20 protein-coding genes and 1 pseudogene are annotated in these 24,601 nt (G+C 30.8%); 11 read left to right on the top strand and 10 right to left on the bottom strand.

Annotated features, from left to right (window positions below):
• The first annotated feature begins 3 nt into the window (after positions 1–3).
• From ACY3JJ_RS01310 to ACY3JJ_RS01295, 4 genes and pseudogenes are all read left to right on the top strand, one after another.
• The gene (locus tag ACY3JJ_RS01310; protein WP_463092009.1) at positions 4–1,026 is read left to right on the top strand and encodes a FecCD family ABC transporter permease; all 1,023 of its coding nucleotides are present in this window, start codon (positions 4–6) and stop codon (positions 1,024–1,026) included.
• A complete protein-coding gene (locus ACY3JJ_RS01305; RefSeq protein ID WP_463092008.1) occupies positions 1,023–1,775 on the top strand; it encodes an ABC transporter ATP-binding protein in 753 nt (250 codons plus the stop codon). Before ACY3JJ_RS01310 ends, ACY3JJ_RS01305 begins: the two co-directional genes overlap by 4 nt.
• A 10-nt stretch (positions 1,776–1,785) precedes the next feature.
• Positions 1,786–2,175, top strand: a pseudogene (gene tsaA / locus ACY3JJ_RS01300) (tRNA (N6-threonylcarbamoyladenosine(37)-N6)-methyltransferase TrmO); the annotation flags it as partial.
• Positions 2,176–2,202: 27 nt separating this feature from the next.
• A complete protein-coding gene (locus ACY3JJ_RS01295) occupies positions 2,203–2,742 on the top strand; it encodes an FmdE family protein (RefSeq protein ID WP_463092612.1) in 540 nt (179 codons plus the stop codon).
• Between the two features lie 22 nt (positions 2,743–2,764).
• On the opposite strand, the gene hepT is transcribed toward ACY3JJ_RS01295, so the two are convergent.
• Both hepT and ACY3JJ_RS01285 read right to left on the bottom strand, forming a co-directional pair.
• The gene (hepT, locus tag ACY3JJ_RS01290; RefSeq protein ID WP_463092007.1) at positions 2,765–3,616 is read right to left on the bottom strand and encodes a type VII toxin-antitoxin system HepT family RNase toxin; all 852 of its coding nucleotides are present in this window, start codon (positions 3,614–3,616) and stop codon (positions 2,765–2,767) included.
• 41 nt (positions 3,617–3,657) lie between these two features.
• On the bottom strand, positions 3,658–4,725 hold the full coding sequence (locus ACY3JJ_RS01285) for an alpha/beta hydrolase family protein (protein WP_463092006.1): 1,068 nt from the start codon (positions 4,723–4,725) through the stop codon (positions 3,658–3,660).
• A gap of 568 nt (positions 4,726–5,293) precedes the next feature.
• On the opposite strand from ACY3JJ_RS01285, the gene ACY3JJ_RS01280 reads away from it, so the two are divergent.
• The 4 genes from ACY3JJ_RS01280 to ACY3JJ_RS01265 all read left to right on the top strand — a co-directional run bounded on the left by ACY3JJ_RS01280 (position 5,294) and on the right by ACY3JJ_RS01265 (position 9,296).
• Complete coding sequence (locus tag ACY3JJ_RS01280) at positions 5,294–6,397, top strand: glycoside hydrolase family 172 protein (RefSeq protein WP_463092005.1); 1,104 nt, start codon at positions 5,294–5,296, stop codon at positions 6,395–6,397.
• Positions 6,398–6,604: 207 nt separating this feature from the next.
• Positions 6,605–7,228, top strand: coding sequence for a hypothetical protein (locus tag ACY3JJ_RS01275; RefSeq protein ID WP_463092004.1), 624 nt, complete (start codon positions 6,605–6,607; stop codon positions 7,226–7,228).
• Between the two features lie 37 nt (positions 7,229–7,265).
• Positions 7,266–8,528, top strand: coding sequence for a PHP domain-containing protein (locus ACY3JJ_RS01270; protein WP_463092003.1), 1,263 nt, complete (start codon positions 7,266–7,268; stop codon positions 8,526–8,528).
• 48 nt (positions 8,529–8,576) lie between these two features.
• A complete protein-coding gene (locus tag ACY3JJ_RS01265; RefSeq protein WP_463092002.1) occupies positions 8,577–9,296 on the top strand; it encodes an SIMPL domain-containing protein in 720 nt (239 codons plus the stop codon).
• 2 nt (positions 9,297–9,298) lie between these two features.
• Here the strand turns inward: ACY3JJ_RS01265 and ACY3JJ_RS01260 are convergent, their stop codons facing one another.
• From ACY3JJ_RS01260 to ACY3JJ_RS01230, 7 genes are all read right to left on the bottom strand, one after another.
• Complete coding sequence (locus ACY3JJ_RS01260; RefSeq protein WP_463092001.1) at positions 9,299–11,965, bottom strand: VWA domain-containing protein; 2,667 nt, start codon at positions 11,963–11,965, stop codon at positions 9,299–9,301.
• Positions 11,962–13,635, bottom strand: coding sequence for a vWA domain-containing protein (locus ACY3JJ_RS01255; RefSeq protein WP_463092000.1), 1,674 nt, complete (start codon positions 13,633–13,635; stop codon positions 11,962–11,964). Before ACY3JJ_RS01255 ends, ACY3JJ_RS01260 begins: the two co-directional genes overlap by 4 nt.
• Positions 13,632–14,501 carry a DUF58 domain-containing protein gene (locus ACY3JJ_RS01250; protein ID WP_463082985.1) on the bottom strand — a complete coding sequence of 290 codons (870 nt, stop codon included), beginning with the start codon at positions 14,499–14,501 and terminating at the stop codon, positions 13,632–13,634. Before ACY3JJ_RS01250 ends, ACY3JJ_RS01255 begins: the two co-directional genes overlap by 4 nt.
• A 2-nt stretch (positions 14,502–14,503) precedes the next feature.
• Positions 14,504–15,478 (bottom strand): AAA family ATPase, encoded by a 975-nt coding sequence (locus tag ACY3JJ_RS01245; protein WP_463091999.1) that lies wholly within the window; start codon positions 15,476–15,478, stop codon positions 14,504–14,506.
• A gap of 15 nt (positions 15,479–15,493) precedes the next feature.
• Positions 15,494–16,618 (bottom strand): hypothetical protein, encoded by a 1,125-nt coding sequence (locus tag ACY3JJ_RS01240; RefSeq protein ID WP_463091998.1) that lies wholly within the window; start codon positions 16,616–16,618, stop codon positions 15,494–15,496.
• Between the two features lie 120 nt (positions 16,619–16,738).
• Positions 16,739–17,479 (bottom strand): hypothetical protein, encoded by a 741-nt coding sequence (locus ACY3JJ_RS01235; RefSeq protein WP_463091997.1) that lies wholly within the window; start codon positions 17,477–17,479, stop codon positions 16,739–16,741.
• A gap of 9 nt (positions 17,480–17,488) precedes the next feature.
• Positions 17,489–18,997, bottom strand: coding sequence for a hypothetical protein (locus ACY3JJ_RS01230; protein ID WP_463091996.1), 1,509 nt, complete (start codon positions 18,995–18,997; stop codon positions 17,489–17,491).
• A 39-nt stretch (positions 18,998–19,036) separates the two neighbouring features.
• Here ACY3JJ_RS01230 and ACY3JJ_RS01225 point away from each other — a divergent pair, with 39 nt between their 5' ends.
• From ACY3JJ_RS01225 to ACY3JJ_RS01215, 3 genes are read left to right on the top strand one after another with little or no spacing between them, the layout of a single operon-like run.
• Positions 19,037–19,888, top strand: coding sequence for a DMT family transporter (locus tag ACY3JJ_RS01225; RefSeq protein WP_463091995.1), 852 nt, complete (start codon positions 19,037–19,039; stop codon positions 19,886–19,888).
• A gap of 4 nt (positions 19,889–19,892) precedes the next feature.
• A complete protein-coding gene (locus tag ACY3JJ_RS01220) occupies positions 19,893–20,963 on the top strand; it encodes an alanine/ornithine racemase family PLP-dependent enzyme (protein ID WP_463091994.1) in 1,071 nt (356 codons plus the stop codon).
• 17 nt (positions 20,964–20,980) lie between these two features.
• Positions 20,981–22,294, top strand: coding sequence for a cyclic 2,3-diphosphoglycerate synthase (locus tag ACY3JJ_RS01215; protein WP_463091993.1), 1,314 nt, complete (start codon positions 20,981–20,983; stop codon positions 22,292–22,294).
• Here the strand turns inward: ACY3JJ_RS01215 and ACY3JJ_RS01210 are convergent.
• Positions 22,291–24,582 carry an HD domain-containing phosphohydrolase gene (locus ACY3JJ_RS01210; protein WP_463091992.1) on the bottom strand — a complete coding sequence of 764 codons (2,292 nt, stop codon included), beginning with the start codon at positions 24,580–24,582 and terminating at the stop codon, positions 22,291–22,293. The genes ACY3JJ_RS01215 and ACY3JJ_RS01210 overlap by 4 nt on opposite strands.
• Positions 24,583–24,601: the final 19 nt, after the last annotated feature.

The raw sequence follows: 24,601 nt of genomic DNA, 5'->3' as shown, positions 1-24,601 counted from the left end.
AATATGGAAAGAAAAGATTTAATTCAAGAATATAAGTTATACATAAATAGAAAGATATGGATAATTCTTTTTATAGCTTTTGGGATGCTTTTTATTTCCTTTTATGCTCTTAATGCGGGGTCCTATAGTATCTCTCTTAAGGATGTGATAAGGACTATTTTGGGAAGAGGGGATGAAAGGTTAAGAATTATAATTTGGGATATAAGGATACCAAGGATTATTGGGACTATTGTAGCTGGAATAGGTCTTTCTTTAGCAGGATGTATTTCCCAAAATATATTGAGAAATCCCTTAGCCTCTCCTTTTACCTTAGGAATATCTCAAGGGGCAGCTTTTGGTGCTACATTGGCCATAACTATGATAAGTAAAAATATACCTTATCTTGTTCCTCTCTTCGCCTTTTGGGGCTCTATGTTAGCAACTTTTGTTATTATTATTCTTTCCATAAACTATAGGGTAACTCCTGAAGCTATGGTGCTTTCTGGTGTTGCTTTGGGGTCTCTTTTCTCTGCCCTAACTACAATTTTGCAATATTTTGCTGATGAAGTGAAAATAGCTACTGTGGTTTTTTGGACCTTTGGAGATTTAGGGAGAATCTCTTGGAGAGAGCTTACTATAATGACTATTTCTGTATTTCTTAGCTTTATATATTTTATGTATAAAAGATGGGATTATAATACTTTGGAAAGTGGAGAGGAAACGGCAAAGAGCTTAGGTATAAATGTGGAAAGGGAAAGAATTATTAGTATGCTTATTTCCTCTTTTATCTCTGCTGTAGTGACAGCCTCTTGTGGAGTTATTGGATTTATTGGCTTAATTTCTCCCCATATAATGAGAAGATTTTTGGGAAGTGATTATAGATTTTTAATTCCGGCTTCGGGTATTTCTGGAGGGGTCTTACTTCTTCTTTCTGACACTCTGGCAAGAACTATTATATCACCAATTGTTCTTCCTGTTGGAGCTATTACTTCTTTCCTTGGTGCTCCTTTCTTTTTATATCTTCTTTCTAAGAGGTATAGAAGATGATTCTTGAGGTTGAGAATATTAGGTTTAGTTATAAGAGCGTACCTGTTCTTAAAAATATATCTTTTAAAGTAGAAAAGGGAGAGATTCTATGTATTTTAGGGAATAATGGGGCAGGAAAATCTACCCTTTTAAAGTGTATAAACAGAATTTTAAAGCCTAAAGAAGGAGCCATATATTTAGACAAGAAGGATTTGAGCAGTATAAAAAGAAGGGATCTTGCAAAAATTATAGGTTATGTTTCTCAAAGGTATGATTTTACAAGTTTAACAGTATTTGATGCTATCCTTTTAGGAAGGCGTCCTTATATTAAATGGGATGTAAGTCAAAGAGATATGGAAATTGTAAGTAATATAATAGAAAGATTAAATTTGGAAGATTTGGCCTTGAGAAATATTAATGAAATATCAGGGGGAGAGCTTCAAAAGGTTATCATTGCGAGAGCTCTTGCTCAGGAACCTAAGATTTTACTCTTGGATGAACCAACAAATAATTTGGATTTAAAGAATCAGATAGAGGTGCTCAGTATAGTGAGAGAGCATGTTAAAACTCAAGATATATTAGCTATTATAGTGCTTCATGATTTAAATCTGGCTTTTAGATTTTCAGATAAATTCATATTTTTGAAAAACGGTACTATATTTTCATATGGAGATATAAATTCGATTAATGAGGAAGTGATAAAAGAGGTTTATGGAATACCTGTAATTTTAGAAAAGGTAAGAGGTATTCCTATAGTAATACCTATGTAGTAAGGGAGGGATTCTTACGGAATTAAAACCTATCGGAATAATTCATAGTCCGTATAAAGAAAAGGGTCCTATTCAGGGAAGATGGGCAGATCCTGTAGAAGAATCTATTATTGAGGTATTTCCTGAATATATAGATGCAATTCAGAATCTTCAAGATTTGAGACATATTATTGTTTTGTATTGGTGTGATAGGGCAAGAAGAGATGTATTAAAAACAGTAACTCCATGGGGACCTGAAGAAAAAGGAGTTTTTGCTACCAGATCTCCTTCAAGGCCAAATCCAATTGCTTTTTGTGTTGTGGATCTTGTGAGAATCGAAGGGAATAATTTAGTTGTTAAAGGTTTAGATGCCTTGGATAAAAGTCCTCTTTTAGATATTAAGCCTTATGTATATGATCTTGATGCTATAAAAAGGCCAAGAAGAAAAATCTTTTTTAACGATCTTCTTTGGGATGAATGTGTATCTTTTCATGGTCATTCATGTCCTGGACTTGCTATAGGTTATAGAGCAGCAGAAGCTGCTATTAAAAAGCTTAATTTGACTTTTTCAGAGGATGAAGAGGTGGTATGTATAACGGAGAATAATGCTTGTGGAGTGGATGCAATACAGTATATAATTGGGTGCACTTTTGGTAAAGGAAATCTTATTTTTAAGGATAAAGGAAAACAAGCATTTACCTTTTTTAGAAGGGATACTAATGAGGGAGTAAGAATAGTTTTTAAAGGAGGAAAAAGAGCAGAAGATAGAAATGAATGGACAAGGTATATTCTTACATCATCTTTAGAAGAACTTTTTGATTTTAAGCCTCCTAAGGATCCTATTCCTAAGAGAGCAAGAATATACCCTTCTATAAAATGTGAGATATGTGGGGAGATGGCAAGCGAAAGAAGTATAAGAATAAAAGAAGGAAAAATGGTTTGTTTAGATTGTTTTGAGGATTTAAGTAGCTTAGAGGGCTCACGGTAGAATACATTTGCCTTGCTATATATTACTTATTAGATAGCCAAAGAATTATACTATCCTTAAATTTTAAAAAATCAATTAATTCTTTCCTAAGAATATTAACCATTACTTCTGGAGAAATTTTATCATAGTTGTGAACAATGATATTTCTGAATTTAGCCATTTTTTCCAAATTTTTGAAAAGTGCACTATCAATAACTCTATTTTCATATAGAATTTTAAAGGTTTCACTATAGCTTGAAGGAACCCTCCATTTTTCATCAGAAATTATATGATTAGCTATGTCTATGCAAATTTCTATAAGAATTTGAAGAGTTCTCTTTACAATTCTTTGAATTTTCCAATCTTTCTCATAATTCTCAATGGATATATCTTTGAATTCTTCTAACTCTTGAAGATGCTCTTCAATTTCTGATAATTTTCTTAAAATCAGCTCTCTATCTACACCAATTCCAAATCTCCTATAAAGAACTGCCTTCTCTTTAATAGAGAAGTCAAAATACTTTCTTAAAGTTAAAGATTCAAAAGAATATCTAAAATTTGGATCTTTATCTACCAATACTTGTTTATTCTGTATAATTCTTGCCTTTAAAGGTAAGGGAGCAGTATTTAATACCACTAAATCAATTTCTTCTGTATTTAATACTTCTGATAAAGAGGTTAAAAGCTCTAATTTTATATCAAAAATGTCCTCCTCACCTTTAACATCTTTAAGATATACTGCTATATCCACATCACAAATAGGGGTGATTCTCCCTTTTGCTAATCCTCCAAAAAGATAGGCATAGATTACCTTTGGATTCTCATCAAGAATCTTTTGAGCTTTTGGGATTAACCCCATTATATTTTCTGGAATGGGTTTATTTCCTAATCTCATATTTTTAGTTTAACATGATTTAAAAGGGAAATAAAAATTTGTTAATGATATACTTTTGCCAATTCTACTGCTTTATCAAAAAATCTGACCATCTGGTCCATTATATCTTGATCAATCTCATTTAGCAATTTACGATCAATACTTTTCTTAAACTTATCCAGTACATCCTCAGGTATTTTCTTATAGCCACCATATTTTCTTGTTAATTCCTCAAATTCTTTGCTTTTTTGTTTATAGTATCTTATAGCATTGTCTGATAAATAAACAATATGTCCTTTATTATCATATAGTTGTAAAGTAACATTTGGTTTATTTAAAATTTTGCATGCTTCGTAAATACTAACCTTTAATTTTACAGTGTCATCATCTTTACTATTCATAATCAAAATAGGTATTGTACTTTTCTTTATTCCATCAATTGCAGTTATGCTTGCAAGTTTCCCAAATCTTATTCTGTCAAATAAATTTATATAGAATGAAATGACATTTCCTACTATTCCATAAGAATCCATCAAAAAACTTTTTATCATTTCATATGGAGAATTGAATCCAGAACATGAAACTACACCTGCAATCCTATGGGGATTTGATAGCACTGTACAGACAGCATAACCACCCCAACTAAGCCCAATAAGCAATATAGGAATATTTTTAAAAACATCCTTCTCTTCTATAAATTTTAATGCATAATCAAGATCAATAACTGCTTGGGGAATGCCAATTTTAGATTCTCCTTCACTTTCGCCACAGCCAGTATTGTTAAATCCAAAAACATAATATCCTCTATTTGTAAAATAATTTATTTCGTTTATAAAATCAATATGAGACTGATCAAACCCATGAGAAATCACTATTATTCCTTTCCTTGCCTTATCATCTTTCTTCCAGTAGATATATCCTTTTAAAATTTGACCTTTGTTTGACTTAAATTGCACACTTTTATAAGTTAAATCAGGGTAATTTTTTATAATAGAATAAACCTTATCATCTTTTGGTGTGTTCCTCTTAAAGAAATTAGCCATTGAAATTGCTGTTCCTATTCCAAAAACGATAAAAAGTATTAGAGAAATTAAAAACAATATAGTCATAATTTTTATTAATATTTTCATTTTTACCTCTTATCAAAATATTTTAATAGTGAATTGATGAAAATTTTTATATAAGAATACTAATATAATTTTTTATATAAAGTCAAGTATTTAGCAGAATTCCAAATATGTATGGACATAAATAACAGTTATAAATAATTTAATCTGTCCTCACCATTCTTAGAATATCAAATAAAAAAGGAGCAAGGAGAAAAATCACTGCTCCCAATTTGTTATTTACTTAATATCAATTTTCTTTTTCAAAGACTCATGAGGAAATATTTTATCAAAAAAATTCATCTGCTACACCAATATTATCTATTGCAATGGATTAAATTGTTATAGTTACAGATACTGTTTTTTTATTTTTAGGGGAAATAATTGAAACTTGTGGGGTTGTGTATTGAAAAGAAGATGGGGAAAGTTATGAATTTTTGATTGTCTTTATTTGAAAATTTCCAGAAAGGGGTAGCACTTATTATAGATCAGTACGAATTGTCTGATTCTCTAATCAGTATTTAATCTTTTACCCCTCTTTATCTACATGGTAAACTATCTTAATAAATTTAAAGAATTTAGGGGGATGAATATGGAATATGCATATACATCTTTAAGGTCTCTAATGTTTCAGAGAAATATTAAGAGAAGGAGAATATCGAGCTATGATAAAAGTGGAGGGAATAGGGATTTTATACAGATAAAGGCAGGAGAAAGTAAGGTTTTAGCAGATATAGAAGGTACCGGGGCAATAGTTCATATTTGGATGACTTTTAGGTCAAATGAGAAGCATTTTTTGAGATTAGGGATTTTAAGAATGTGGTGGGATGATGAGGAAAATCCAAGTGTTGAGGTTCCTATAGGAGACTTTTTTGGGGGTGGTCATTGTAAGACTGAGAATTTTGTTTCTTTACCAATACAGATGAGTCCAGAAAATGGTAAAGGATTTAACTTATGGTTTCCTATGCCCTTTAAAAAGAGAGCTTTAATTTCTATAGAAAATCAGAATTTTTCTCAAGATTTAATTGTATATTTTTATATTGATTATGAATTGTGGCCAGAATTTCCAGAGAATACATTATATTTTCATTCCCAATGGAGAAGAGAGATTGCAAAAAGTAAAAGTGAAGAAGATATAGTAAAGGAGATAATTTCAGGACCGGAATCTGCATTTGGTATAAGCTCAGGTTTTATAATGAATGATGTTTTTCAATTTGGGGGTGAAAATAGAACTGGTGAGAGTAATTATGTAATATTAGAGGCAGAAGGTAAAGGGCATTATGTGGGATGCTTTTTGTTTATACATAATAGGAGAGAAGTGGATTTATTCAATTGGTATGGAGAGGGAGATGATATGATATTCATTGATGGTGAAAAATGGCCACCATCATTACATGGCACAGGTACTGAAGATTATTTTAATATGGCATGGTGTCCTACTCAAAAGTATTCTGCTCCTTACCATGGTTTGATATTACCAGGTGAGAATAATTGGAAAGGATATATTACTCTTTATAGGTTCCATATAGAGGATCCAATTTATTTTGAGAAGTCTATAAAGGTAACCATAGAAAAGGGACATAACAATAATAGATATGATGATTATTCCTCTACCGCCTTTTGGTATCAAACTGAGCCTCATTTACCTTTTCCTAAATTACCTGATCCTATAATGAGAATACCTTTCTCAGATTGATTATGGGAGTTTAAAATGTCCCTGAAAGGGAATAAGCGTAGAAAATCCTTTATTAACAGAATATTTATAACTTTTATGGTTTTTTCTTCTATCTTATTTTTATTCATAAGTATTTATTTTTATATAAATTATGGGGACAAGGAAGAAGAGCTTTCTGTTTTATTTATTATTTTGTTTTTGGCATCTTTTATTGGAGGTATAGTTTACATGCCGGTGCATCTTGAGTTTTTAAAGTATAAAGAATATAATTTATGCACTGCTATTTCTAATTATTTGTTAATGCTTATTGAGAGTACTATAATCTTTTATGGCTTTTCTCTAAGTAAGACAAATCTTGGATGGTATACCCAGTGGTTTGTTGTTGCTCTTTATATATTTTTGGGTATTCATTTTTTCTCATATCCTAAGTCTTTTAAAAGGTCATTAATGGCGGTAATGCCATATATTGTTTTTATTTTATTAAATCTAAAAGATATGGATGGAAAGATCAGCTCATTAATTTTTTTGATATCTAAGGAAGGATATATCTTTTCTCTTGCTCTTTTATTTTCTGGCTTTTTAATGTTTTTTATTCCTTGGTTAAGGTTGAGAATAATTAATGCCGAAAAGAATATTCTGGTAATTTTTAAGGTTTATAGTCTTTTATATTCCCTTTTTATTTTAATTCCTGGTTTATGGTTTCTTGTTTCAGGATTGAGAAATTACTTTAATAATAGTAATCTTTATTCGAATATTATAAGTATTGTTTATTTTGTTTATATATTGGTGGAAAAGATTAAGAGTCTGACCAAGGAATTTTTGTTTTTTATTACCTTAAAAGATGATGATTAAAAGTAAGTGATGAAATTGTTAGAAAGGAGTATATGAAATGATAAGTCTTGATAATTATTTTAAAATTTATCCAAAGGTAGTAAGAGCAAATACAAAATCGATTATAACTTTAGAACCTAAATTTTCCCATTGGAAAATACCCGAACTTGAAGTTAAAGTTTTCCATTCTTCTGTTAGTTATAATAGTAGACAAGAATACAGGAATCTTAAGGTAAAGCGTGATAGGAATAGGCTTTATATAGAAGGTTTCTTTGAAGAGGAACAAGAATATGTGATCTATATAGATATAAGCAATAAAAATTTTTCTTTTTCAATATATTCGGTAAATGATGATCTTTTAATGAGAATACCCTATAAAGGTGATTTGCATATCCATACCTATTATTCTGATGGATTAGAATCTCCTTCCTATGTGGCAAGTTCTTGTAGAAGAATAGGTTTAGATTTTGTAGCTATTACAGATCATGGTAAATATTTTCCTTCTATTGAGGCTATTGATACTTTTAAAGATTTAGATTTGGGATTTAAAATATTTCCTGGAGAAGAGGTCCATCCTCCCAATAATCCCTTACATATTGTAAACTTTGGAGGAAAGTTTAGTATAAATGAATTATTTGAAAGAGAAAGAGAAAAATATAATCGGGAGGTCTGGGAGATAGAGGAAAAGTTAAAATTAGAAATACCAGATATTCCTGAAAGATATCAATTAGCATCCTCTATATGGTCTTTTAATAAAATAAGAGAAGCAGAAGGACTTGGTATTTTATGTCATCCATTCTGGAGAATTAAAGAGGGCTATTATATTTCAGAAAGACTCCTTCATCTCTTATATGAAAAGAGGGTTTTTGATGCTGTGGAGATAGTGGGAGGATATCATATTTCTGAATTATCCTCTAATAATCTTCAAATGGTTTACCATTATGAAAAAAGTAAGGGTGAAAATATTCCTGTAGTTGGAGTTACAGATGCTCATGGGTGTGATACTGGAAGTCTTTTTGGTTGGTATTATACAGTAGTTTTTTCACCAAGTTTGGAATTAAAGGATATTATAGAAAGTATAAAACTTGGATATAGTGTAGGAGTGGAGGCTATTCCAGGGAGAGAAACTAGGGTTTATGGAAGTTCAAGATTGGTACTCTTTACCCTCTTTTTAATTAAAGAAGTTTTTCCTATTCATGATAGGATATGTCAGGAAGAAGGAAATTTTATGATCAGGCATATGATGGGAAAAAGTTATGAGGATGAAAACTGTTATAAAAAAGATCTGGATGAATTTTATAGTTCTATAATAAGAATATGATGAATATATTTGGTATAATAAACTAAATTTTTAATTGGGGGAAGTGGTATGAAGAATAATAATATTTTGTGGGCATTAATATTGGGAATAAGTATAATCATAAGTGCTTCTATTTTATCCTATACCTTTTTTAGGATAAGGTCTTTAGATAATACTTTAACGGTTACAGGTTCTGCAAGAAAAAGGATTACATCAGATATAGTGAAATGGGTAGGTGTTTTTACAAGAACTGTACCTGCTGATTCACTTAATAAAGGATATCAACAGATGAGTAGAGATTTAAATTTGGTTTTAGAATTTTTGAAAAAGAATGGCATAGATACAAATACTGTTATCATATCTCCAGTATACCTTGAACAACCTTGGCTTTATAGTGATAGGCAATATTCAAGGGATTCCATTTTAAGACAAACGGTAGAGGTGCAATCTAATGATATTAAAAAAATAACAGAGCTTGCTAAGAATTTTCGAGAGTTAACTGATAAAGGTGTAGTCTTCTCAACCCAGTCCTTAGAGTATTATTATTCTAAACTTCCAGAGTTAAGAATTAATCTTCTTTCTGAAGCAATGCAGGATGCTAAAAATAGGGCGGAAAAGATTGCAGAAAGTACTGGACAAAAAGTAGGTCCAATTAAATCTGTGCATATGGGGGCTGTACAAGTCTTGGCTCCAAACTCTACAGAGATAAGCGATTATGGGACTTACAATACCTCAACAATTGAAAAAGAAGTTATGGTGGCAGTAATTGCTACCTTTTACCTTAGGTAGTTTTACTTTTTCTCTTTTTTCCTTCTCTCTTCTTCTTTGAGATGGGCTATAAACATACGGGCTCTCATCTCCAAGGATACTGTTTCCAACATGGATGGAGATGGACTCCCTTTGAATTCTTCTAATATCTTCTTTTCTACTTCTTTGTACCATTCCTGATCTTCTATTATTTTTATTTTTCCAAGGAGGTTTAAGATTATCTCCTTTATCTCTTTTAATCTTCTAAAGAAAAGTTCTAAAAGGAAAAGTATAAGGGAAGTTATAAGTAATATGGGAAGAAGATTTTTTCTTTCTGCATCTTTGTAGGATATTCTACGAAATACTTCTGATGGATTTGAAAGGATCTTTCCAGATGTAAAAGAAAGAATTTTTTGGGCTAAATTATTATTGAATTTTTTTGAAGAAAATTCAGGAGAGTTCCCAAACATCCATGGAATATTTGTAATAATTTTTTCTTTTTCATAAATAGTAATTTGATATTTTCCTAATCTATCAATAGGGAAGGTACCCTCATAATTTCCTGCTGATTTTTGTATCATATTTCCTGAGAATTCTCTTCCTTCCATATCAATAACTTTATATTTTAAATCTGCAAAGTTTATATAATTTCCCTTTTTATCAGTATAGATTAAGTTTATAATTCCCTTTCCTCTTTCTTCCCTTATGCTTATCTGAACCTCTGAAATCTGATGAGGAATAGATTCTCTTAACATCTGACTAAAAAAGCTTCCTAACTTATCCCAAGTAAGCCATTCTCTTCCCCAATATGGTTTTAAAGCAGATGTGAAGGCTATAACCTGTCCTAAACCAAACTGTCCTTTTGCTAAGATGGGGTCTCCTTCAGGAGATGATAACAAGACTGGGTAAGGATATCTAGAAGAAGTTAATACATATCCTTCAAGAGGTGGAAATTCTTCCTTTTCTTCTAAATTGGCTTGGGGTAAAAATCTTTTTTCTACTATATTAGATCTTAATAATGCCTTAGTTTCTGAAAGGAGAAGTTGGGGGAGGTTTCGGATATTCCATGTATGATAGAATCTTCCATTTCCCCAACTGGCTATATCTTTTAATAGTGGGATATTTGCATCTTCTCCTATTCCAATAGTGGAAACTGTGATGTTATTTTTTGCAAGTTCTCTTACAAGATTATAAAAATCTCCTCCTTCAGTTTGACCATCAGTGATAGCTATAATATGTTTACTCTTTAATGGTACCCGTAGAAGGGCTTCGCCTGCGGATTTTAAGGGAGGATATAAAGCTGTACCTCCTCCTGGTGATATCTTATATACAAGGGAGGATGCCTTTTCTTTATCTGAAAGAGGTCCTAAAGGTACGATCCATTGGTAGGAGTGATCAAATGCAATAAGGCCAAAATAGTCTTTTTCTTCTAAAAGGTCTATTACAAGTTGAGATGATTCTTTAGCAAGTTCTATTTTTGCTTCTCCTCCTGAGTAGCTTCCCATACTTCCTGAAGCATCAAGTACTATTACAATAGCTACGTTGCTTTTTTTAAGAATCTGTTCTGGTTTTAGGGTGACAGGAAGAATATCTTCCAAAGGAGTACCATGATAGTTTCCAGCAGAAAAACTTTTATCTCCTCCAAGAATGAGTAAGGTGCCTCCTTTTTCCGTTACGTATCTTTTTATAATGTCCATTTTATCTAAAGAAATGTCACTGGCGGGTACATTATCTATTATTACTGCTTGGTAGTTATCAATTAGTGATATTTTTTCATATTTAGGATAATCAAAATCTATATCCCAACCTTGATTAATGAGAGCTTGAGGAAAGATGGGATAAAAGCCCCTACCTACAAGATAAAGAATCTTGGGTTTGCCTTGCACATATACATAAGAAGAGTAAATATTATTTTCTTTGTAGGTATCATCTGAAGACAATACTTCAGCTTCTATTTCTTTTAAACCTGTCTTGTATGATGTTAATGAGAATGAGAATATATTATCTTCTTTAAGATCCTTTAGCTCATAAGTGTATAGGTTTCCTTCAAATCTTATTCTTAATTTGGCGTTTTTTACTCCATAACTTTTAAGTCTTATTATTGCAGGGAAAACCTGTCCTAAATGTACCATTTCTGGATTTTGAATCTTTTCTATACCTATCTCTTTATAGAAAGATGTATTTAGGGGAAAGATATCAATCTGTATTTTTTCCTCTTTTAATTTCCTGAGAATATTTTCTATATTTCCTGCATTTTCTTGTAGATCACTTAGTAATATAATTCTTGCTGGTGTATCTTTGCTTTTTAATCCAAGTACAGTATTTACCGCATCTTCTATGTTTGTAAAATATGGATTCTTTATCCCAGTAAGTGAGGATATATCTATGTTCTCTGAAAGATCATGTTCCACATTTGTATCTCCGCCAAAAGATACTATACCTACCCTATCATAGGATTTTTTATACCTTAGTGATTCTTTTATGAAGCTTATTGCTTTTTCTCTTTCCCAAGATGGTATACTGGCAGATTGGTCTAAAAGGAAAAATACATTTGTTCTATCAGAAAAAGATACAATCTGAAAGCCTGATAGTGCAAAGATGATAAGCAATATTTCTAGGGATCTTAATAGAGATCTTTTTCCGTATCTTTTAATGATTATATATATTATAGGGATAAGTATTAAAAAGATGGGATTTTCAAAAGATATCATGAATAGTATTTTCCTCCTTGATAAAAGAAAATCTCCATTATAAGAAGAAGAAAGACTAAGAATATTAAAGGTTTGGAGAGATCTATTTGTATAAAGCCTTTATCTTCCTTCTTATCTTTTTCTTTTTCTATTTCTATATTTATTTTTTTTGATATATCCGACTCTTTTTGTGAAAATATGTTTACTGCATAAAGATATCCATTATATTCTTTAAATCCTGGAGAATCCATATAATTATCGCATCTTTTTTGAGGATCATAAGAAAGATAATATCTTAATAAGTTGTATATGAAAATGGGGAAGGAATCACTATATATAAAAGATGAGGATAATAGGTCAAAGGATAATACTATACCTTTTGAATTATCTTTTTCATAAATATAGGCTACTGGTCCCTTATCAGAATATATAATGGGTTTTAAATTTTCATCTTTAAAAGTATAAGCATTATTAATAACTATTCCATAAAGTTGTAAAAATCTTGTGATAGGATGCTCTTCCCAGCTTAATATCTTAACTTTTCCTATATTTTCTATATTCTGTTGGTTAATTCCTGGATATCCACCAATGAATAGAAAATTTCCAGATATATCTCTATAAGGGATTAATCCATCAAAGATGTAAAAGTTATAATTTTTTAGGTCTACGTTTATAAAATCTCTTTTGACATCGATTTTTAGATTAGGTATTGACCTTAATGCTTTCTCTAAGAATGGATTTCCAAGGGTGATAAGCAAAACCTTTGGAGAAAAGGTTGGTATATAAAAGAAGGCTTTATTATCTTCTTGAAGGTAATCTCTCACATCTATTTCTCCTACTATTTTCCCTATGATTTTAGTAATCTCACTTTTTACTACTTTTATTTCCTTGGGTTCCATTCTTATTTTTTCTTCCTTTAATTTATTGTTGTCTTGTATTATCCTTAAATTAAATTCTTGAGGTTTATGTGAAAAATTCCCAATTTTTAAAAATATCTCATATATATATTCATTTTTGGGAAATATTCTTCCATCTAATATTCCTATATTAAAGCTTTCTCTTCCAATAATATGAAAAAAATATTGGTTTATAGAATCTTTTGGAATAGAGATAGGATCGCTTCCGTCAGTAAAGATATGAATTTCATGAGAGATTCCTTTGGATATACTTTCTGCCTTTCTAATACTTTCCTCTAAATTTCCTTCACCAAGAAAGACTTTTTCTTTCTCTAATTCCTTTTCTATTTCTCTTCCATTCTTATTTAAGATAATTTCTGGTTTTTCCTTTGCTATTATAATCTTTATGTTAAAGGGATTTCTTTTGATAAGTTTTATAATCTCTGATTTTGCTTTTTGAAATCTGGATGGTAATATGTCCCTTGATGCCATACTGGCAGAGGAATCTAAGATGATTATTGTGGGTTTTGATCCTATTCTGGGAAGACTAAGTATAGGTTTTGATAGAGATAATACAAGGAAAAAGAGGATAAGAAGCTGAAATAGTAAAAGTAGATTTTTAGGAAGCTTCTTAAACCATCTTCCTAAATTTTTCTCTTCAATGGTCTTTTCCCAAAGTATTAAGCTTGGTACTTTTATCTTTAGTCTTTTTGGTTTTACTAAGTAAAGGATTATAATGATAGCTTCTAAAAATAATAGGAATAGGAAGGATGGATTAAGAAATTTTATATTCATTTAAGCCATCCTCCCATCCTTAAGTATCTAAAAAGTAGATCTTCCACCGGGATAACGGTGGATGTTCTCATATATTCTGCATTAGTTTTTAAAGCGAAATTTTCTATATCTTTTAGGAATTTATCTAAAGTCTTTTTGTAATTTTCTATTAGGGACTTATCCAAATATAGATTGATTATTTCATTGGTTTCGCTATCAATTAACTGGAGATTTCCTTCATATGGAGGAGATATTTCCTCTTCTGAGATCACATGAATTAAATATACTGGAAGTTTTTTGTATCTTGCATATAAGATTCCATCTTTATAGGGTGAAAGAAAATCTGATATTACCATTAAAATAGCTCTTCTTTTAAGAGATGAGACATATTTTTTTATGACTTCATTTAAATTTGTTTTTCCTTGAGCCTCTAATTTATTAAGCTGATCTAATAATTTGAATATATTTTCTCTTTTCCTCTCTAAGGAGATGATTCCTTTTATATCATCTTGGAAGTATGTGACGGTGACTTTTTCCCAGGCTGAAAGGCTTAAATAACTGAAGGCTAAGGCTAATTTTTTCCCATAGAAGAATTTGGTTGGAATTCCAAAGTCCATGGATAAGGAGCTATCAAGTAGAATATGTACTTCTAAGTCTTCCTCTTCTTCAAAGAGTTTTACAAGAAATTTTTCAAAACGAGCGTATATATTCCAATCCAAATACCTAAGTTCATCTCCTATTTGATAAGTTCGGTAATCTGAAAACTCTGTGCCTTTTCCTGTTTTGGGACTTTTCCTTTCCCCCACATTACTTATTATCCTAATTTTTTTAACTGCTAATCTTAATTTCTCTATTTTTTCTAAAAATTCTGTATCTAATATTTCCATAGTTATTCTTTCACCTTCTCTAATATGTCTTCTATTATTTCATCTGTGGTTATTCCTTCAGCTTCTCCTTCAAAGCTCAATATTATTCTGTGCCTTAATGCAGGAATGGCTACCTTTTTGATATTTTTGAAACTTACGTTTGATTTACCTTCTATTAGGGCTAAAGCCTTTCCCCCAAGAATTAGAGCTTGGGCTCCTCTTGGACTTGCCCCATATCTTACATATTTTTTTACCTTTTCTGTAGCATGGGGGCTTTCGGGATGTGTCGCCAGTACAATCTTTACAGCATATTCTTTTACAGCTGTTGTTACAGGTACACTTCTTACAATTTTCTTTAATTCTTCTATGGTATTACCATCTGCTACTTTATTAACCTTAGGTGTATCAATATTTGTAGTTCTTTCAATAATCTCTATTAGTTCCTCTTGGGAGGGTGGGTTAAGAATAAGTTTGAAGAAGAATCTATCAAGTTGGGCTTCAGGTAATGGGTAAGTTCCTTCCATCTCAATAGGATTTTGGGTTGCCATTACGAAGAAGGGTTTTGGAAGGCTATATATTACTCCTCCAGATGTAACACTTCCTTCTTGCATAGCTTCTAATAAGGCAGATTGGGTTTTAGGTGTAGCTCTATTTATTTCATCTGCTAATACTATATTGGCAAAGATTGGACCTTCTTGGAATTTGAAATATTTTCTTCCGTTTTCATCCTCTAAAATGATGTTGGTACCAGTAATATCTGCAGGCATAAGGTCCGGAGTAAATTGAATACGAGAAAATTTCAAATCCAAAATTTCACTTAAGGTCCTTACAAGTAGAGTTTTTCCAATACCAGGTACTCCCTCTAAAAGTACATGTCCTCCTGAGAGAAGAGATATAATAGTAAAATTAATAATTTCATCATATCCAACGATTACTTTACTTATCTCCTTTTTGATTCTATCTACCACAGCTGTAAAATCTTGTATTGATAAAGTCAATTTGTTAAACCTCCTTTACTGAGAAAAATAGGTTTTTAAAATCTCTTTAAATTCTAAAGGGAGAATTCTTGAGGATACTGCTCTCTCCTTAGCATAAGAAGGATTGAAAGATAGGCTTTTATCTTGAGAAAGTCTTCTTCCTTCTAAGGTTGGTGCTTGAAATAAATAATTTTTGCCGAGTTCTTCAGATTGAGATGGTGGTACATAAATCTTCTCTCCTGTAAAGACTTTTCTTTGAGTTTCTTGACCAAGTTTATCTGGCCTTTCTTCTGTACCTGGTAAATTTCCTGATTTTGGATTTTTATCTACTTCTTTCCCACTCTCTGTAGGTGCTTGTAATGTTCTTTCTTGGTCTGATGAGGTTTCTCTACCCTTTATTTCTTCATTAAGAGCTTTTTCTTCTTGAGGAATATTTTTTTCATTGGATTCATAAGGATTAGCATAAGCATAGGAGCTTCCTGCCCCTTTAGAAGGAAGATTACTTATATTCTGATCTTTTCTTTCTTCTCCTTTTTCCTGAACATTATTTTTACTTGATGCATCCTTCTTCTCTTCTTTTTGGTTTTCATCCTTTGTGTTTTCTTTTTTGAGGGTATTTTTATCCAAGTTATATTGGGATAGAAATTCTTCTAAGGATTTTGGTTTTTCCATTTCTTTCAACTTCTCTCTATCAAACTCTTCTTGAGATATCTTTTCTTTTGGAATATTCTTCTTAGAAAGTTCTTCGTTAATAGCTAACTTTTCTTCAGGTATTCTACTGACTTTACTTTCTTGATTTTCTTTGTTTTCAAATATATGAGCAATACTTTTTGGCATATCCTTAGAGGTTATAAGATTTAGTATTAAAAGAAATACAAAAAGAAGGGACAGAAATTTTAAAAGATATGAGAGTTTAAATTTGTAAGCTTTTGATAAGTCTATTTTAGAAAGCTTTTCTTCTAATCTTTTTCTTAATCTTACCATAATTCCGTATGGATCATCATAATCTTTGTATTCCCAAAAAGTTATTAACTCTTCATCTAATGAGAAATGTTTATCTATCTGAAGTATTATCTGATAATAATTAGGTTTCTTCTTTTTTATAAAATATAAGTAAATTATAGGGAGTGGAAGAGAAAGTATAAAAAAGTTTGTTTTCATAGAGAGAAGGTTAAAAATAAGAATAGTGTTTAAAAAAATTAATATAGAAACAAAAAGGATATCAAGAAAGTGGTAGGAATTTACTTTATTTATAAGTTTTTCTATGTTATTAAAAAAATCTCATCTTTTATCAACTCCTTGATAATATTTTAACCTTTTTTCAGCGATAAGTATAGAGATTAAAAAAATAATTAAGTAAAAAATTATAACAATAGGAAGGTCTCTTGAGGGATGAAAATTTACCTTTAAATATAGGATATTTTCCGCCTTTACAAGCCATAGTATATTGTTTAAAGGAAATAAAGAGAAGGTTGATGGGAAAAGAAAGGGAAAGATTATAAATAGGATATAGGTGATCCAGTGGAGAAGCCAATTTATAGATGGGTTGGAAAAGGTTGACCAGAGAATTCCTAATCCCATAATAGGAAGGGAATCTACAAGAAGAAGAAAGTTAAGAACAATTATTTTTGATAATTCTAAGGAGAAACTTATCATTAAATTAAAGGGAAGAAGGATAAGAAGAAGGAAAATAAGATAAAAAAAGTTGGATAAAAATCTTCCCCATACTATTTCTCTTATTTTAAATGGGGAAAAACGGGCAAGGTTTATAATCTTGAATTCTCTTTCTGCAATGAGATTTCCTGAGAAGGTAAGAGATGAGAAGTAGGTTATGAACATAAAGTGAGCAATGGATAATATAAGAAAAAAGTCTGTTATAGAGTACTTATTTAGATCAAAGTATTTAGAGGGCCAAATTATAATAGTGATTAGTGTTATGATAAAGAAATAAGTATAGATAATTCTTAGGTACTTCTTATCAGAAATTTTTGCTTTGAAATCAATAAACCACCAAATTCTCATATATTTTTCTCATTCTTCCAAAGAAATTATAATTATCCCGTCTATGCTTTTTTGGGTTTTAATATTTAAAATTTTTACCTGATTTAGGGGCTCATCTATTCTTCCCCAAATTATTAATTTATCACCAGTAGGAGGTATTATCCTATATTTTTTTAAGAATTCATTTAAAATAGAGGGCTCTCTTAATCCGCTTTTCCAGATAATAAACTCTTTATATGTATTTTTTGGAATATTCCCTACATAATTTTCTTTATTTCCCTCCTTAAATACGCAATCTTTTATATTTATGGGAGAGTTGTTGGAGACCTCCAATATATATCTATCATTTAATTCCTTTATTTTAATTTCTATAGGAATAAAATGATAAGCTATGCCTTCTAAAAAGTATATTCTATTTCTTTCTAAGGATAAATTAGCTTTTTGATTATTGATATCTACCAATAGAGTAGTTTTGTTTTTTTGTGGCTGATAGTAGGCATTATAGAGAAGAAATATATTGGGGGGATATTCTATAGTGATATCTCTTTTGAAGGGAGAAAAGAGAGATATATGGATAAGGTTTTCTGCAACATATGTATTTTTATCAAGAAAGATAATATATTTTTCTCCGTAGGCTACGGCATCCTTGGTAAAGGATCGGTTTATTCCAAAACCTATTAATGATGAGAGAAAGATTATGAATAAGAAAGAGATAAGAGAGTATCTTTTCTGAAAAAGAAATCTTATCCAAAGAAAGATAAGGATAAAGTATAGAGATAAAAAGATAAGGATCTGCCATCTATCAGGATAAAGGAACATTTGGCCTTGTAATGTAGAAGGATCAGGTGTGTATAGGAAAGTGTTATGAGGAATGCTTATAGTATAAGGTGTGGGTTTTATAGATTTGGAAAGTTTATTTATTTCATCGTTAAATAAGACCCTTTTTGTAAATATCTTTGCCATTATTAAAGAATTTTTTATAGAGTTTGAAAAGGAGTTAAATAAATTCCTATCTATAATTATTAAATCATAGTTATCATAGGCTTTATAATTGATGGGTAAAAGCTTCTCATCATATACTCTTACTATTCTTGCTTTTTCAAAGAAATCTATCTTTGGTATTTCTCTTCCTATTATTAATATAAGAGGTAAGGTTATTCTTTCTAATGAAAAATCTATTTTCTCTTCTTTGATAATCTTATTATCTATTAAAACCCTAACTCTTACAGGATAGCGAAAGTCTATAGGTGGAAGAAGTAACTCAAACCTTTTTTGAGAAAGAGGTGGTACTTCTACTTCTTTCCTATATATGGATTCACAGTATCCAGCATAACGAAGTCCTTGAGTATATATTACCTCTAAAATAAGTTTTACCTTATTTCCTTCATTATAAATCTCAACAAATAGAGGTAGGAATCTGTCTATTCTCCATTCGGAATTTATTCCTAAGGAAAAATCTATCTTAATATCTTGGGCATATAAGATATTTATGAGGATTATAATTAATATAAAAAATTTTATAAAGATCTTCTTTTTCATTCTATTTAAATTATACAATCTTATAGTAAAATATTCATTATGATGGCCTATATATTTTTGCTTGGAAGAATTATTCTTTTAGGTTATGAAAAAATTGTAGTTAAGAAGGTAGGAACAGATAGTAATAGTATAGTTACATCTTTTTTATTTTTTGGTATTGCTGTTTTATTTTTACTTCCCTTCGCCATTATCAATCCTTCTTTTGATTTATCCACTCTTAAATATGGCATCCTTAGTGGATTCATATATTCCATCTCCTTTGTGTTATACGTTAAATCTCTTTCCATTGGTGAGGCTTCTCTTGTTGGACCATTATACAATTTCAATGTTTTCTTTCTTCTTATTCTTACAAGTATATTTTTAAGGGAGCCTTTTACTATCTCTAAAGTTATAGGTCTTTCCTTATTAGTATATGGGGCCTCATTTTTAAACCGCCAAGAAAATCTATATAAATCTCTCTATGGGCTCTTTAAAAGAATGGATACCCTTTTTATGATAGGAAGTTCTTTTCTTATTGCTATAGGAAGGACTATTGATGGATTTGTGGTTGGTAAAATAGATCCTCTTTTTTATTGCTTCTTCTTATATTTTGTTATTAGTATATATCAGTTTTTCTATATACTTATTAGAAAAGAAGTAAAGGAAGTATTTAAGCTCTTAAAAGAAAAGACTTTATTGGTAAGCATAGCTGCGGCTATTAATGCTTACTCTTATATGTTTCTTCTTATTGCTTTCAGAAGTATAGATGTAAGTATTGCTGAACCACTTTCTATGTTAAGCATGTTAGTTACTTTATTCCTTGCTAAAAACATCTTTAAGGAAGATATAAGAAAGAGAATAATAGGGGTTATAATAATGATTTTAGGAGCATGGATTTTGAATTGGAGGTAATTTTATGAATATATGTTCTCCTCTTTTAGAGATTAATTTGAAGGCTATTTATCATAATGCTAAATTAATCGTAGAAAAAGGAATAGAAATGGGAATATATATAGATGGAGTTACAAAGGTCTCATTAGGGGATCCTAAAATAGCAGATATTCTTGTGAAGGCTGGGGTAAGAGGACTTTCTGATTCTCGAATTGAGAGTATAAAAAGAATGAAGGAAGAGGTGGAAGCAGAGTATACTCTTATTAGGCTTCCTTGCTTCTCTCAAGTAGAGGAAGAGGTAAAGTATGCAGATGTTTCTTTAAATTCTGAGATTATTACTTTAAGGGCTTTAGATGAGGCTTCAGAAAGATTAGGAAAAAGGCATAAGGTAATAATTATGGTAGAGATGGGGGATATTAGAGAAGGAATATGGGAAAAAGATGAACTAATAATGGTGATAAAGGAAGTTCTTAGGATGAAGAATTTAGAACTCTATGGCCTGGGTACTAATTTTACATGTTTTGGTGGAGTAGTACCTACTGTAGAGACTTATTGGGAATTTATAGATTTAGTGGAAAAAATTGAAAAAACTTTTTCTATAAATTTGCCTCTTATATCTGCTGGAAATTCCAGTAGTATTCCTCTTCTTTTTGAAGGGAAAATTCCTAAAAAAATAAATCATCTGAGAATTGGTGAAGGAATTATGCTGGGGAAGGACACTGCTTTTAGAAATCCTATTCCAGGGGCTCGTCTTGATACCTTTAGATTTATAGGGGAGATCTTAGAGATAAAGGAAAAGCCATCAGTACCATGGGGAATTATAAATGAGGATGCTTTTGGGCATAAACCATCTTTTGTGGATAAAGGGATAAGGAGAAGAGCTCTTTTGAATTTTGGAAGACAAGACATTGATCCTCAAGGAATTATTCCTGAAATTCCAGGTATTGAAGTATTAGGTGCTACATCAGATTATACAGTAGTGGATATAGGAGATTGTGAGCTTAAAGTGGGAGATAATTTAAGCTTCTTTTTAAATTATTCTGCTCTTCTTCAAGCCTTTACATCTCCTTATGTAAAGAAGGTATATAAAGATTAAATTTGGGGGGTGCTTTTATGAGAAGAAGAGTAATTATAATGGGGGCAGGTGGGAGAGACTTTCATAATTTTAACGTCTGTTTTAAGGATAATCCTGATTATGAGGTGGTAGCTTTTACTGCTACCCAGATTCCTGGTATAGAAGGAAGAATATATCCACCTGAACTTGCTGGAGAACTTTATCCCAATGGTATTCCTATTGTTAGTGAGAACAGATTGGAAGAAATTATTAAGGAATATAATGTGGATGAAGTAGTTTTTTCGTATAGTGATGTATCTCATGAGTATGTGATGCAGAGAGCAAGTCTTGTATTATCTCTTTCTGCAGATTTTAAAATTCTTGGAACAGAGACCATGTTAAAAAGTGAAAAGCCAGTTATAGCTATTTGTGCAGTAAGAACAGGATCAGGGAAAAGTCAAACCTCAAGATATGTGGTTAAAACTTTAAGAGAAAGAGGATTTAAAGTAGTAGTGGTAAGGCATCCTATGCCTTATGGTAATCTTTTAAAACAGAAAATACAAAGATTTGAAAAATTAGAGGATTTGGATAAATATGAGTGTACTATAGAGGAGAGAGAGGAATACGAGCCCCATCTTAAAGAGGGGGCTATTTTATATGCAGGAGTAGATTATAAAGAGATATTAAAGGAAATAGAAAAGGAAGCAGATATGATAGTTTGGGATGGAGGGAATAATGACTTTCCCTTTTATAAGCCTGATCTTTTTATCACTGTAGTTGATCCCTTTAGAGTGGGACATGAATTATCTTACTTTCCGGGGGAGATTAATGTATATCTTGCAGATGTTATAGTGATAAATAAGGTAGATACTGCTCCTTCTGAGAATATTAATAGGGTAATGGAGAATGTGAGAAAGAGAAATAAGAAGGCAAAGATTGTTTTAGCAAAATCACCCATAATATCCGAGAAGGAAGAAGATATTAAAGGAAAGAGAGTATTGGTTATAGAAGATGGACCTACTGTAACCCATGGAGAAATGCCATTTGGGGCAGGGTATATCTATGCAAAAGAAAGGGGAGCCATATTAATAGACCCAAGCCCTTATGCTGTGGGAAGTATAAAGGAAGCTTATGAAAAATATAAGCATATAGATAAGGTACTTCCAGCTTTAGGTTATAGTAGGGAACAGTTAAAAGAACTGGAGGAAACTATTAATAAGGTAGATTGCGATTATGTGATTATAGGAACTCCTGTAGAACTTAGGAGTGTAATAAATATAAGGCATAATACTATAAAGATCTATTATCATTACGAGGAAGCAGGAGTTCCAACCTTGAAAGAATTAATAGTAGATTTTGTAAGTAAGCTTTAGTTATTTATAACTTTATTTTCTTTTAAAATAAATTCTATAAAGTAATCTGCAAGTTCTGGATCAAATTGGGTACCTTTGCACCTTTTTATCTCCTGAATAGCTTCCTCAATAGTTAATTTTCTTTTGTATGGTCTAAAGGCAGTCATAGCTTGAAAGCTATCAGCTAATGTAATAATTCTTGATAAAAAGGGTATATCATTTCCTGATAATCCATCAGGATAACCCTTTCCATCCCATCTTTCATGGTGATGCCTTATTATTTTACTTATGTCTCTAAAGACTGATATATGGTGTAAAAGTTCTTCGCCCCATACAGGGTGCATTTTCATTATCATATATTCCTCATCAGAAAGTTTTCCAGGTTTTTTCAGAATAAAATCTGGCACTTTTATCTTTCCAATATCATGAAGATAGGCAGAATACTCTAATCTTCTCAGATCTTCCTCATTAAGAAGTAAACTTTTACCAAAATTTACTGTTATGTTACCTACTTCTTTTGAATGTCCTCCTGTATAAGGATCTCTTGCATCTACCATCTCTACAATGGTGATTAATGTTTCACGATGAAGTTTAAATATCTTTTTTTCCATTTCCTCATTATAAATATATGCAGAAATTAAAGGGGCAAATTTTTCTATAATGGAAAAGTCATCGTTAGTAAAAATTCTGTTTTCTCTTAGGCTATTTATGTTTATTACCCCAACTGGTTCATTCTTGTGTATTAGCGGATAACATATAGAGGATTTGATTTCAAAACGTGGTTCTATAATTTTAAATCTTTTATCTTTGTATACATCTTCTAATATTAAAGGTTCTCTGTGCTCTAAAACCCATCCTGCTATTCCCTCTCCTTCTTTTAGAACAGTATTCTTTATTACCTCATGAGGTATATTTATCCCAACTTTAATTTTCAGTATTTTATTTTCTTTATCATAAATCATTATTGATCCTGCATCAGCTTTAAGAATATGTAAGATTCTTTTTAAAAGGTTTTCTAAAAGAATATTTTCATCCTCTTTTTTGGAAAGTAGATTCATAATTTCATTTATCTCTTTTTCCCTATCTATCTTCTCTTTTATATATAACCTTGTTAATGCATTTTGAAATTCTTCCGACAAAAGATTGAAGTAAGTAATAGGATAAGGAATATTTTCTTCAATTATTAATACAGAATAAATATTTCCCTCTACCATAAAATATCTTCTATAACCTTCCATATTTTCTATGTCTTCAATTGTTAGTAAATATCCTTTTTCTTGGGGATAGGAGTAGGCAAGAAAAAATTCTCCATTTTTTCTCTTGTAATATTTGATATGGGAATTGGGAAAAAGTTCTTTTAATTTTTCAAAATATACTTTTTCTATATCATCTAAGTTTTTTTGAGCTATATCTTTGAGAAAAGTGTATGCTAAATTTATCTCTTGAGATCTCTTTTTTACTTCTCTCTTCAGATATTCTCTGCTTACTAAAATGCCGATTAATAGAAGGATAATTATAGTAATCATAAAAATTAAAGCATTAGATACTGCTTCTTTCTTTTTATATTCCAGCCTTAGTAATACTTCTTCCCCAAACCATTTAGTTAAAAGATTTCTATAATGTGTACTATTTAGTATCTCAGTTAAGCCTTTTTTAATCTCAGAATAATAAGGGCTTCCTTTAGGAAGGGCAATACCTGCAAAACTTGAAAAGAGTTTGTCTTGGAGTATTTTAAGTTGATCATTCCAATTATTTTTATTTATGATATATCTTGCCACGTAGTAATTAAGTACTCCAGCCTCAGCTTTTCTTTCTATCAAAGCTTGAAGAACAAGCTCAGAACTTTTAAAAGGAAGAATTTCTGTTATATCCTTTAAAAATATATGAGCCACATCTTGGTTTAAAACTGCAACTTTTTTATTTTTAAGATCTGCAAAGCTATGTATAGGTGAATCGGAAGGTATTATTATTACGCTGAAACTTTCTAAATATGTAATAAAATCATATTTTCTTTTTCTTTCATCGGTTACCCTCATAAACTCTATACCATCAACCTCTTTTCTGTCCAGAAGTTCTACTGCTTCATTCCATGGGACAAGAACTATATTTATCTTTTTATTAATTCTTTTTTCCAACTCCCTTAAGATATCCACAGCAAAACCTTGGGGTTTTCCTTGTGAGTCTATATATTCTATAGGTGGGTAGTGATAATCTCCTACAAATATAAGAGTATTTGTGTTCTCACCTTTTGCAGGAAAAAACATTAATAATAGAAGTATTATGATTTTTAGGATTAGAAATTTTTTCATGTAATAAGAAAAAGAAGGA

It is taken from the genome of Dictyoglomus sp. DH (assembly GCF_055181375.1).
Note: the sequence above shows the minus strand (reverse complement) of the source record. Positions and strands in the feature narration are given on the sequence as shown.